We start from the raw sequence: 11,911 nt of genomic DNA on the forward strand, positions 1-11,911 counted from the left end.
GACCTCGTCCGTGCGGTACGTGTGCCTGAGAGATTCCGGGGAGGATTTGCTCCTTCGGCGCCTCCGGATGGTTCCCGGAGGACTCTCCCGCACGGGGTCAGCAGCCGCTAGCCAGCCTACCAGCGGGGTCAACGCACGGTCCTTCGAGTGGCCGGGCTCACCATTGTGCCTTTTCGTAGTGCTTACGGATGAGTTGCGACCAGTGGAGGGCCCGTGCAGACCGACATCGATCCGCGCAATCTGATCGGCCGCAAGGCCTTCGACCGCAACGGCACCAAGATCGGCACCATTGACGAGGTCTACCTCGATGACGCCACCGGAGTGCCGGAATGGGCGGCGATACGCACCGGCCTCTTCTCCAGGGACGCGTTCGTCCCCCTTGAGCCCAGCGATCTCGTCGAGGGCAACCTCCACGTCCCCTTCGACCGCGCCCTCATCAAGGACGCCCCCGACTTCGGCGTGGGCCGCCACCTCTCCCCTGAACAGGAACTCCAGCTCTACCACCACTACGGCCTCGACGTAACAGGCCCTCCCCCACCCCCCGACCGGGACTTCGGCAACCTGGCAACCACGGAAACCCCTGACGACAACGGTCCCCGAACACCCCACCACCACCCCTGAACCCGGACACCCGCAGCAACAGTCAGCCGCAAGCCCGACACGACACCCACGACACAGCTGCGCCCGCCGGCGCGCGGGCGACCCGCCCTGCGCAGCCGCACCGAGCCCGGAGCCGGCGGGCCGACGCCGGGCACGCACACCCCCGGCCAGGAGGCCGCTCCAGCACCACCCACAGCCCCGTACGGCTCGATGGCCAGGGACGACAGCGAGGCGCCCGGGGGGCTCGTCCACGAAACGACACTCGGCAACCGGCCCTTACCACCTCGACGGCCAGGCGACGCCCGCACAGCAGCCGCCTACCCACCCACGCGCAGCCACCCGCCGGGGCGCCGCCACCTGTCAGCCGCTTCTCCTCGCCACCGAGCCGAGGACAGTGGCCCCCAGTAGGGCGCCCCTCACCTCACCCTGCCGCCCCCGGGCTGGAGGCAGTGGCCCCTCCGAGGCGCCCCAGACCGGCAGCTCCCCCCAGCATCTGCGGCCGGCCGCCCGGGTCTGTGACGTCCAGGGAAGCGCGCGGACACGCTCCGGCGCCAGGGCGGCGGACACGGTCCGGCGCCAGGGCGGCGGACACGGTCCGGCGCCAGGGCTGGGGCACCTCCTACCGGGCAACCGCCCACCAGCCCCGCGCAGCCACCCACGCAGACGCCCTCAGCCCGACAGCCAATCCCACCCAGCTGCGGCCAGTCCTGCCGCTGGGGCGGCACTGGTGGGCGCAGCGGCACCTCGCAAGCGCGAGCAGCGCGAGCAAGGGACCCACCCCGCACAGCAACCCCGAGGCCAACCGCCCAAGCCCTCCCCCACATCCGGTTCCGCCGGCGCCCACGTCCTACCCAGGCACCACGGGCGGCGCCTCCCCGGCGGCCCCGCCACCCCGCTCCCGTTCCGGCCCCCGCAGAGCGGCCTCCGCCCCTACAACCCCACCAACCTCAGTTCCCCTGTCTCCTGCATCGCCCCCTGACACCCCACGTCTCCCCCGTACCAACGGCAACGGATCCGCCGCCTCCAACCCCGGATCGTCAACCCGAAACGTCCGCACCCGCCCCGGCCCCGACGACTCAGGCGTCTCGAACCGCACAGTCACGCGCCCCAGGCCGCTCCCCTGCACCCACCCGTGCCCGTACTCGACATGCCGCACATCGTGCCCAGCAACCCACCGCCGCTCGACTGGCAGCGCAGCCTCCCGCTCCGCCAGTGGCTCCTCGTGGTCGCCCTCCTCGCCGTGCTCCACCCGCTCCCCCGCCACCTGCGCGAACAGGTCCTCCTGCGTGTAGTCGGCGAGCCCACTGACCCCGACCCCCAGCAGCCGCACCCCACCCGTCGTGTCCACGGAATCCAGCAGCCGCAGCGCTGCCTCCCGCACCACACCCGGATCATCCGTCGGCCCACGCAACGTCTCGGACCGGGTCAGGGTCGAGAAGTCGTACCGGCGAACCTTCAGCACGATGGTCCGTCCGGACAACCCGGCCCCCCGCAACCGCCGCACACAACGATCGGCCAGCCGCTGCACCTCCAGACCCACCCGGACCCGGTCGTGAATGTCCACGTCGTACGTGTCCTCGACCGACACCGACTTGGCCTCCCGCTCGGCCACCACGGGCCGCTCGTCGTGGGCGAGCGCCATGGCGTACAGGGCATGGCCATGAGCCTTGCCCAGCAGCCGTACGAGTTCGTCCTCGCCCGCCTCGGCGATCTCTTCGACCGTGTGGATCCCGGCCCGCCGCAGATGGTCCCCGGTCGCCGGCCCCACCCCCGGCAAGGTCCGCACCGACATCGGCGCGAGCAACGCCCGCTCCGTCCCCGGCTCGATCACCACCAGCCCGTCAGGCTTGGCCTCCTCCGAGGCGATCTTCGCCAGCATCTTGGACGCCGCCAGGCCCACCGAGCCCGCGAGCCCTGTGGCGGCTCGTATGTCGGCCCGCAGCCTCACCCCCACCAGCCGTGCGGACGCCTCGTCCCAGGCCGCTCCACCGGCCTCCAGGTCCACGAACGCCTCGTCCAGGCTCAGCGGCTCCACCAGCGGCGACAGCTCCCGCAGCAGACCCATCACCTGCTCGCTGATGTCGCGGTAGATCCCGAAGCGCGGCACGAGATACGCGGCATTGGGCGCCAGCCGACGCGCCTGCCCCATGGGCATCGCCGAGTGCACCCCGAACACCCGGGCCTCATAGGACGCGGTGGCGACGACTCCCCGCGGCCCGAGCCCGCCCACGACCACGGCTTTCCCACGCAGGCTCGGCTTGGATGCCTGCTCCACCGAGGCGTAGAAGGCATCCATGTCGAGATGCAGGATCGTAGGCGCGTTCCTCACATCTCCGATGCTGCCTCACGCCACTGACAATGCCCTGCTGCAACCGGCTGATACGGCGCCCGGGCCGACCTATCGCACCCCAACCGGCACACCCGCCGCACCAGGACGCAGGTGCGCCGGCGAAGACTGCTCAGACCGCCCGGTTGCGGCGCCGCGCCAGCTCGTCCGCCGGGTTGTGCCCGACCAGCGTCTCCCCGGTGTCGATCCGCTCCCCGTGCAACTGCGACAAGGCACTCTCGACGTCCCGCCACACCACGCCCACGGCGATCCCGAAAACCCCCTGCCCACCCTGCAGCAGCGCGTGCACCTCGTCCGGGGAACTGCACTCGTAGACCGTCGCACCGTCGCTCATCAGCGTCAGGCGCTCCAGATCCCGAAAGCCCCGCTCCCGAAGATGCTGCACTGCGGTACGGATGTTCTGCAGAGACACCCCGGTGTCCAGGAACCGCTTGACGATCTTCAGGACGACGACGTCCCGGAAGCTGTAGAGCCGCTGCGTCCCCGACCCGTGAGCGGGCCGCACGCTGGGCTCGACAAGGCCGGTGCGCGCCCAGTAGTCCAGTTGCCGGTATGTGATGCCCGCGGCAGCACAGGCCGTCGGACCTCGATAGCCGATCTGCTCGGTCGCCATGGACGCCGCCCCTCCGCCGCTGCTCGGCACGGCCGTCGGTCGCTGCGGAGCGTGATCGGCCGCGCTGCCCTGAAGCGGGCTGCTGTGAAGCGGGTACGGGCCGCTCGCCCCGAGACTGCGTCCGGGGGCACCCCCAGCCGTACCGTCGCCGCTGCTTCTCACGCCGACCTCCGTCCTTGACCTGCCTTCTCGACGGTAGGCAGTCACCAGGGGTGCGTCAACGATCGCCACACTCGGCACGCCGAGTGATAATCACCCTAGGAGTGGTTTCCCGTGCCCCACCGCGGGGAAAGGCTAGCCGAATGCGCTCGGAGCAGGCCGCAGGACGCTCTCCCTCGCCGCTGGCAAATGCCGGCATTTGAGCCGTAACGGCCTGTGGGCCGCACCACCGCGGACCGCGAGTCCGCCGGGCCGCCCACGCCGCCTCACTGACTGCTGGTGCCGAAGTCCTCGGGCGAGATCTGGTCGAGGAACTCGCGGAACTTCTCCACCTCGTCCTCCTGCTCGTCCGGAATCGCGATGCCCGCGTCGTCGAGCACGCCGTCGCTGCCGTAGATCGGCGTTCCGGTGCGCAGGGCCAGCGCTATGGCATCGGAGGGGCGGGCGCTCACCTCGACGCCGCTGGCGAACACCAGCTCGGCGTAGAAGACGCCTTCACGCAGATCCGTGATGCGCACTTCGGTGAGCTCCTGGCCGACGGCCTCCAGCACGTCCTTGAACAGGTCGTGGGTCAGCGGTCGCGCGGGGGCCATGCCCTGCTGGGCGAAGGCGATCGCCGTCGCCTCTCCCGGCCCGATCCAGATCGGGAGGTAGCGGTCGCCTCCCACTTCACGCAGGAGCACGATCGGTTGGTTGGAGGGCATTTCGACCCGGACACCTACGACATCGAGCTCGTTCACACAGCAACCCTAGGCCGTGCTCGGGACGTTTGGGTAGTCGGGCCGAGAACGGGTGGCCGATCCGGGCTCCCCGCCCTGCCCGGCTCAGGGCAGCCGCACCCCGAGAGCTGTCTGCACCAGGGCGGCGTGCAGCTTCACGGCCAGCCCAGCCAGTTCCTTCGTACGCGCCTCGGCATGAGCCCTGGTCTGCGGATTGCGGTGCCGCCGCAGGGGCGCCACGACCTGGTCCACGAGCCCGGCCTCACGATCCGCGGCGGCCTTCATCACCCGCAGATGCCGTGGCTCGATGCCGAACCGCCCCAGCTCGACGACGAGCGAGGCCACGGTGACCGCCTCAGCGTCGTACGCCCCGTCGGGCAACGCGGCGATCAGGCCGTACGACTCCCATTCCGCGAGCTCCTGCTCACCGATCTCGGCGGCGACGAGCAGCTCGGCCCGCCCGATCCGGGCCGCCGTGGGCGCCTCGACGGGCTCCAGGACCGTTTCTCCATCACGCTGCCGGCACACGGTCGGCAGCGGTGCGGCCTCACCACGCTCCACGGCGTCCAGATGCTCGCGGATCACCTTGAGCGGCAGGTAGTGGTCCCGCTGCATCCGCAGGACATGGCCGAGCCGCTCGACGTCCTGCGCGCTGAACTTGCGATACCCCGAGGGGGTCCGCTGCGGCTCGACCAGACCCTCCGACTCCAGGAAGCGGATCTTGGAAATGGTGATGTCAGGGAACTCGTCGCGTAGCACGTTCAGCACCGTGCCGATGCTCATCAGCCGACCGTCCGTGGCGGCGATGCCGTGCCCGGCACCGCCGCTCGGTGTTTTCAGCATGGACCTTCCCTGGGTCTCCCCGGACGGGCTCCGGGGGAGGGTCAGTAGCCCCGCTGGCTCGCGTAGAAGACCAGCCGGTACTTGCCGATCTGCACCTCGTCACCGTTGTTCAGAGCGACCTGGTCGATCCGCTCGCGATTGACGTACGTGCCGTTCAGGCTGCCGACGTCGGCAACCGTGAATGAGCCGTCCTGAGCGCGACGGAACTCCACGTGCCGACGCGAGACCGTCACGTCGTCCAGGAAGATGTCGCTCTGCGGGTGCCGACCGGCCGTGGTCAGATCGCCGTCCAGCAGGAAGCGGCTGCCGGAGTTCGGCCCGCGGCGCACCACCAGAAGCGCCGAGCCGAGCGGCAGCGCGTCGACGGCCGCCTGCGCCTCCGGAGACAGCGCCGGAATCGCCGTCTGACCGGTGGTCTCGGCGTCGTAGGCCTCAAGACCGGAGATGGAGATCGTGGAGGTCGTCTCGGACGGACGCTCGGGCGTCGCACCCGGCCGCAGCGGGGCGCCACAGTTGGAACAGAAGCGGCTGTTCTCCGCGTTGCGGTTACCGCACCTCGTACACACCAGGGCCGACATCGGGGAAAACCCTCCACCCGTACTTGAGGTTGACGGTTGCCCGAAACCTATGCCGCCGGACTGGCCAGGGTCAACTGACGGCGCGCCCTGACCACCGGAAATGTCACCACCCGGCCCAGGCACCTGGTCCCTGAACAGCGGGCGCTGGCCCTCATCGTCCCCCTGTGCGCGGTGACGAGCGGTCGCGTTGTCGCTACCCTCTCGCGCGCTCTTGCCGAACAACTTCGCAAACAACTTCACGGGCGATTCCCCTTGACCGAAACAGACCCGCCCGTGGGGCAGGACGAACCCTGACTGCGCTCCCTGACCGACCCGGACATCCTCACAACGTCCGTCTCCACCAGACAGTTTCCACCACGCACCACCCATTCGGTGCGCCGACCCCCCGCAACCTCATGCCCTCGCCTGACGTCCCCCATGCACCGTCGGTTCACTGGGAGGACGACCGAGCGTAGTCAGGCCGCTTCGCCGCTCGCAAGGCGTCCACGACGATCTTGTCCGACCGCTCGATGGTCACGGTGGCCTGCTCCTTCTCGAGAGTCTGAACCACGCCTCCAGGGATGTTGAGCGCTGGTTCAAGGTCCTGCGACTTGCCGATGACCTTGAAACGATAGGGAGCGTTGATCTTGTTCCCGTCGACGCTCACGCTGTTGCCGGCGTCGGTCAGATAGGTGCCGGCGACGACGCGTACGCCGTTCACCTGGATCGCTTCCGCGCCGGCCGCGCGCAGCTCCTGGATCGCGTCGAGCAGCATGTCCGCCTCGACCGTCCCCTTCGTGTCGTCGATGGTCATCGTGATGCCGGGTCCCTGAGCCGCCACCGTGCCCGCCAGAATGCCGAGTTGCCTCTCCTTCTCGACCGTCTGCTTGCGGGCCTCCTCCGCCTGGTTCGAACTGTTCTCCAGTTCGTCGCGCTGCTTCTCGAGACCTTGCCTCTCGTCCTCAAGACGCTGAGTACGGTCATCCAGTTCATCGAGGATGCGAACAAGATCTTCCTGACGTGCGCCGCGCAGGGCTCCGTCACCGTCGCTGTTCGACGCGACCTGGACGGCCAGCCCGAAGCCGAGGCCGAACAGCAGGACAGCGACGATGAGTTGGGCCCGGCTGACCCGTGGCGGCCACAGCCCCTTCACGAGCCGCTGCCGACCGGTCAGGTCGGCCGTCTGCCCCTCGGGGCCGTCCGCGGCCCGCGAGGCGTTCTCCACGGACTCGGTCGCGCCCGCCGGCATCTCCTCGGGCAGCTCCTTGCGCAGCCTGTTCTCCGGCGCCTGGTCCTGGTTGCTCATCGGCCTCACGCCCGGAACACGTGCCGGCGAATCGCCGCGGCGTTGGAGAAGATACGGATGCCGAGCACGACGACCACGCCGGTGGACAGCTGGGCGCCCACGCCCAACTTGTCGCCCAGGAAAACGATCAGCGCGGCCACGACCACGTTGGACAGGAACGACACGACGAAGACCTTGTCGTCGAAAATGCCGTCGAGCATGGCCCGCAGACCTCCGAAGACGGCGTCGAGAGCCGCCACGACGGCGATCGGCAGATAAGGCTCGACGACCGCCGGAACCTCAGGCCGGACCAACAGGCCGGCCACGACGCCCACGACGAGGCCCAGTACGGCGATCACGATGTGCCCTTCTCGGTTTTCTCGGTGTTCGGCTGTGCTGTACGTACGGTCACGCTCGGGGCAGCAGGCAGCCGGAGGTCGTCCTGCACGGAAATGCCGGTCCGGATACCGAAGTTCTCCTGCAGGGCGTGCAGATACAACCCGTCGGCGCTGTCCTGGAACCTGGTGCTCAACCGCTCCCCATCCCCCACCGCGAGCACCGTGTACGGCGGAACCAGCGGCTTGTTGTCGACCAGTATCGCGTCTCCCGCGGCCCTGATCGCCGACAGGGCCGTCAACCGCTGCCCGTTGATCGAAATGGCCTCGGCGCCCGACTCCCACAGCCCGTTGACCACCCGCTGCATGTCGCGGTCGCGCACCCGGCCGGTGTCGGAGAACCCGGACGTGCTGCGCGGGTCGCCGTCGCTGCCCGAGGCGGTCTCCTTGGCGTCGTTGACGACCAGCTTCACACCGGGTCCATGCACCTCGACAGCGCCCGCCAGGATGCCAACGAGCTCCCCCTGGTCACTGTCGCCGGTCGACTTCAGTGCCTCACGCTGCCGCGCGCTCACGTCGTCGCGCAGCTTGTCGACGGTATCCTCCAACCGGTCCGCCGCCGCTGTCTCACGGTCGATGCGGTCGACCAGTTCCTCGCGCTCCTTCGCGACGACGGGCGCCGCGACACGCGCCTGCGCCGCCCCCACGGTCACCACGAGCGCCGCGAGCACCAGACCGGCAGCGAGCCCCAGCTTCGCCCTGAGCGTCTTGGGCAGCCCTCCGTCACCCGCGGCCTTCTTACGCGCGGCTGCCTCGGCGTAACCGTCGTCGAGACTGTGATCCATGACGTTGGTGAGCAGCGACATGGACGCGTCCGGGCGCGCGGGGCGCGTAGGTGTGCTCCGAACGGGGGGCTGCTGCGGCATGCCGCACATCGTCGCACGTCGCCGCCGATACCTCCGAATGGCCCCACCGGCGTGCCGGGCAGGCCCCTCGGGGATGCCTGTCCGGCACGCGCGCGTGGTCCGTGCTTCAGCGGCCGGCGCTGTCCACGACCGCCGCCCATTCGTCGAGCAGGGCCTGGGCGGAGGCGTCGTCCGGGCCCTCCGCCCACAGATGGGTGACCGCCTCAGCCGGGTCGGGCAGCACCATCACCCAGCGCCCGTCCGTCTCCACGACCCGCACGCCATCGGTCGTGTCGACAAAGCGATCTCCGGCTTCCTCCACGACCCGGCGCATCACGAGTCCCTTGACGGCCCAGGGAGTCGCAAGATCCCGCTTGATGACATGGGCCCGCGGAATCCGCGCGTCGATCTGGCTGAGCGTGAGCTGCGTCCGTGCCACGAGGCCGATCAGCCGCACGAAGGCCGCCGTACCGTCGAAGACACTGCTGAATTCGGGGACGATGAACCCGCCCCTGCCGTCCCCGCCGAAGATCGTCGTGTCGTCGCGACCGACCCGGGTCAGGTCGTCCGGCGAGGTCGTCGTCCACTCCACCTGCGTGCCGTGGTAGGCAGCCACCTGCTCGGCGATCCTCGTCGTGGTCACCGGCAGCGCCACACGCCCGCTACGCCGCTCCGCGGCCACCAGGTCGAGCATGACGAGCAGTGCCCGGTCGTCCTCGACGATCCGCCCCTTCTCGTCCACCAGCGACAGCCGCTCACCGACAGGGTCGAACCGCACCCCGAACGCGGCACGCGCGGACGCCACGATCTCGCCCAGCCGCACCAGGCCGGACCGCCTCGTATCCGCCGACTCCGTGGGCCTCGACTCGTCGAGGCCGGGGTTGATCGTCAGCGAGTCCACGCCGAGCTTGCCGAGCAGGCTGGGCAACACGAGCCCCGCGCTGCCGTTCGAAGCGTCGACGACGACCTTGAGCCCCGACTCCGAAATCCCCGTCGTATCGACGTTCCGCAGCAACGACCCGGTGTACGAGTCGAAGACACTGGCCGGAAAATGCAGGTCCCCGATCTCTCCGGGGAACGCCCGCCGGTACTCCTGCCGCGCGAAAACCCTGTCCAGCTTCCGCTGACTGGTCTGCGACAGATCGGCGCCCCGTCCGTCGAAGAACATGATGTCCACGGAATCCGGTACGCCCGGCGTCGTACGGATCATGATCCCGCCGGCACTGCCCCGCGCGGTCTGCTGCCGCGCCACGGGCAGGGGCACGTTCTCCAGGTCCCGTACGTCGATGGCGCTGGCCTGCAAGGCCGAGATGACCGCCCGCTTGAGCGCACGGGCACCGCGGGAGTGGTCGCGAGCCGTGGTGACGGTGGACCCCTTCTTCAGGGTCGTCGCATACGCGCCGGCGAGTCGCACCGCGAGCTCGGGAGTGATCTCCACGTTCAGGATTCCGGAGACACCACGAGCACCGAACAGATGCGCCTGACCCCTCGACTCCCAGATCACCGAGGTGTTGACAAAGGCACCGGCCTCGATGGTCTTGAACGGATAGACGCGCACATTGCCCTGGACGATCGATTCTTCACCGATCAGGCACTCGTCACCGATGACCGCGCCGTCCTCGATCCGGGCCGCGCGCATGATGTCGGTGTTCTTTCCGACGACGCACCCGCGCAGATTGCTGTGCTGCCCGATGTACACGTTGTCGTGCACGACAGCCTTGTGGAGAAAGGCTCCGCTCTTCACGACCACGTTCGAGCCGACGACGGTGTGCTCTCGGATTTCCACACCGGCCTCGACCTTGGCGTAGTCCCCGATGTACAGGGGCCCACGGAGAACGGCGTCCGGATGTACCTCGGCGCCTTCCGCCACCCAGACACCCGGGGAGATCTCGAAGCCGTCGAGTTCGACGTCGACCTTGCCCTCCAGGACGTCGGCCTGCGCCTTCACATAACTCTCGTGGGTGCCGACGTCCTCCCAGTACCCCTCCGCGATGTAGCCATAGATCGGCTTGCCTTCCTTCATGAGCTGCGGGAAGACGTCGCCGGACCAGTCCACGGGGACATCGGCCTCGACATAGTCGAAGACCTCGGGCTCCATGACATAGATGCCGGTGTTCACCGTGTCCGAGAAAACCTGGCCCCAGGTCGGCTTCTCGAGGAAGCGTTCGACCTTGCCTTCCTCGTCGACGATCGTGATGCCGAATTCCAGCGGATTGGGCACACGCGTCAGACAGACGGTGACGAGCGCTCCCTTTTCCTTGTGGAAATTGATCAGCTCGGTGAGGTCGAAGTCGGTCAGGGCATCACCGGAGATGACGAGGAAAGCATCGTCCTTCAACGCCTCTTCGGCGTTCTTGACGCTTCCGGCGGTACCGAGTGGCTTCTCCTCATTGGCATAGCTGAGCTCCATTCCGAGCTCTTCCCCGTCACCGAAGTAGTTCTTGACCAGGGAGGCCAGGAACTGAACTGTCACGACGGTTTCATTCAGCCCATGCCTTTTGAGCAGCCGCAGAACGTGCTCCATGATCGGCCGGTTGGCCACCGGCAGGAGCGGCTTGGGCATGCTTGAGGTCATCGGACGAAGGCGCGTGCCTTCGCCCCCGGCCATCACGACGGCCTTCATGTCGGAAGCGTCCTCCTCGAAGAGACGACTGTCTAGCCGACTTCACCCGTCCAGATTGTCCCGCACTTTTCCTCCGCGGGCCATCGAGCGCTACGCGCTCCAATCCGCGAGTTCAATCGGCCATGGCGTCCGCACGAACCAGGCGGCGGACTTGTACCACGTAGAGGACTCCTGCCCACCAGTACAGGGTTGTACCCCATCCGGCGAACGCCCATCCGAAAATAGCAGCGAGTGACGGAAGCCATCCGCTTCCGTCGCTGAGCAGCAGCAGCGGGAAGGCGTACATCAGGTTGAACGTGGCAGCCTTCCCTAGGAAGTTCACCTGCGGTGGCGGATAACCATGGCGCCTGAGGATGCCCACCATCACCAGCAGAAGCAGCTCACGTGCCAAAAGTGCAGCGGTCAACCAGACCGGCAGAATCTCGCGCCAGGTGAGACCGACCAAAGTCGAGAGAATGTAGAGCCTGTCGGCGGCGGGGTCGAGAAGCCGGCCCAAGCTGCTGATCTGGTTCCAGCGCCGCGCGAGCTTGCCGTCCAGGTAGTCAGTGACGCCGCTCAGAGCCAGCACCAGAAGTGCCCAGCCGTCACTCTTGGGCCCACCGAACTCAGGCCTGAGAATCAGCCACAGGAACAGTGGCACGCCAACGAGCCGCGCCATGCTGAGGATGTTGGGGATGGTGAGCACTCGATCCGTCTGGACGCGAGTCTCCTGGACCTCCACCCGGGGGCCTCCTGTGGGAAACGTACCTACGATGCCCCCTGACCCTACCTCAACGCAAAAAAGCTCTGGCCCTTGGGCTGTATGCCCAAGAGCCAGAGCTCTAAAAGGAGTTCGGCGGCGTCCTACTCTCCCACAGGGTCCCCCCTGCAGTACCATCGGCGCTGTAAGGCTTAGCTTCCGGGTTCGGAATGTAACCGGGCGTTT

11 protein-coding genes, 1 rRNA gene and 1 riboswitch are annotated in these 11,911 nt (G+C 68.3%); of the genes, 1 reads left to right on the top strand and 11 read right to left on the bottom strand.

The features are described from left to right. Positions 1-3: 3 nt before the first annotated feature. Positions 4-100: riboswitch (glycine riboswitch) on the bottom strand. 113 nt (positions 101-213) lie between these two features. Further along, on the top strand, positions 214-621 hold the full coding sequence (locus tag ACFY5C_RS24970) for a PRC-barrel domain-containing protein (RefSeq protein ID WP_389447648.1): 408 nt from the start codon (positions 214-216) through the stop codon (positions 619-621). A gap of 826 nt (positions 622-1,447) precedes the next feature. Here ACFY5C_RS24970 and ACFY5C_RS24975 read toward each other — a convergent pair. The 11 genes from ACFY5C_RS24975 to rrf all read right to left on the bottom strand — a co-directional run. Then, positions 1,448-2,929 carry a DNA polymerase IV gene (locus tag ACFY5C_RS24975; RefSeq protein WP_389447650.1) on the bottom strand — a complete coding sequence of 494 codons (1,482 nt, stop codon included), beginning with the start codon at positions 2,927-2,929 and terminating at the stop codon, positions 1,448-1,450. Positions 2,930-3,059: 130 nt separating this feature from the next. Further along, the gene (locus tag ACFY5C_RS24980) at positions 3,060-3,722 is read right to left on the bottom strand and encodes a MerR family transcriptional regulator (RefSeq protein ID WP_369269760.1); all 663 of its coding nucleotides are present in this window, start codon (positions 3,720-3,722) and stop codon (positions 3,060-3,062) included. Between the two features lie 263 nt (positions 3,723-3,985). Further along, entirely contained in the window at positions 3,986-4,459 is a 474-nt protein-coding gene (locus tag ACFY5C_RS24985; protein WP_004002801.1) for a bifunctional nuclease family protein, read from the bottom strand. Between the two features lie 84 nt (positions 4,460-4,543). Then, a complete protein-coding gene (locus tag ACFY5C_RS24990; RefSeq protein ID WP_389447652.1) occupies positions 4,544-5,281 on the bottom strand; it encodes a MerR family transcriptional regulator in 738 nt (245 codons plus the stop codon). Between the two features lie 41 nt (positions 5,282-5,322). Further along, on the bottom strand, positions 5,323-6,228 hold the full coding sequence (locus ACFY5C_RS24995; RefSeq protein ID WP_389447654.1) for an FHA domain-containing protein: 906 nt from the start codon (positions 6,226-6,228) through the stop codon (positions 5,323-5,325). 61 nt (positions 6,229-6,289) lie between these two features. Further along, positions 6,290-7,144, bottom strand: a complete 855-nt coding sequence (locus ACFY5C_RS25000) for a DUF881 domain-containing protein (protein ID WP_389447656.1) — start codon at positions 7,142-7,144, stop codon at positions 6,290-6,292. A 5-nt stretch (positions 7,145-7,149) separates the two neighbouring features. After that, positions 7,150-7,482 (bottom strand): small basic family protein, encoded by a 333-nt coding sequence (locus tag ACFY5C_RS25005; protein WP_003988855.1) that lies wholly within the window; start codon positions 7,480-7,482, stop codon positions 7,150-7,152. After that, the gene (locus ACFY5C_RS25010; protein ID WP_389447658.1) at positions 7,479-8,393 is read right to left on the bottom strand and encodes a DUF881 domain-containing protein; all 915 of its coding nucleotides are present in this window, start codon (positions 8,391-8,393) and stop codon (positions 7,479-7,481) included. The genes ACFY5C_RS25005 and ACFY5C_RS25010 overlap by 4 nt, the downstream gene beginning before the upstream one ends. Positions 8,394-8,490: 97 nt before the next feature. Continuing rightward, positions 8,491-10,986, bottom strand: coding sequence for a sugar phosphate nucleotidyltransferase (locus ACFY5C_RS25015; RefSeq protein ID WP_389447660.1), 2,496 nt, complete (start codon positions 10,984-10,986; stop codon positions 8,491-8,493). Positions 10,987-11,098: 112 nt separating this feature from the next. Next, positions 11,099-11,707 (bottom strand): CDP-alcohol phosphatidyltransferase family protein, encoded by a 609-nt coding sequence (locus ACFY5C_RS25020; protein WP_389447662.1) that lies wholly within the window; start codon positions 11,705-11,707, stop codon positions 11,099-11,101. A gap of 109 nt (positions 11,708-11,816) precedes the next feature. After that, positions 11,817-11,911, bottom strand: a 5S ribosomal RNA gene (gene rrf / locus ACFY5C_RS25025); the annotation flags it as partial.

The organism is Streptomyces sp. NPDC012935 (genome assembly GCF_042900345.1).
Classification (GTDB): domain Bacteria; phylum Actinomycetota; class Actinomycetes; order Streptomycetales; family Streptomycetaceae; genus Streptomyces.

Excerpts from the sequence above, each read along its gene's own strand:
- ACFY5C_RS24990 (WP_389447652.1), bottom strand. The coding sequence starts at position 5,281 with ATGCTGAAAACACCGAGCGGCGGTGCCGGGCACGGCATCGCCGCCACG.
- ACFY5C_RS24995 (WP_389447654.1), bottom strand. The coding sequence starts at position 6,228 with ATGGGTGGTGCGTGGTGGAAACTGTCTGGTGGAGACGGACGTTGTGAG.
- ACFY5C_RS25000 (WP_389447656.1), bottom strand. The coding sequence starts at position 7,144 with ATGAGCAACCAGGACCAGGCGCCGGAGAACAGGCTGCGCAAGGAGCTG.
- ACFY5C_RS25010 (WP_389447658.1), bottom strand. The coding sequence starts at position 8,393 with ATGTGCGGCATGCCGCAGCAGCCCCCCGTTCGGAGCACACCTACGCGC.
- ACFY5C_RS25015 (WP_389447660.1), bottom strand. The coding sequence starts at position 10,986 with ATGAAGGCCGTCGTGATGGCCGGGGGCGAAGGCACGCGCCTTCGTCCG.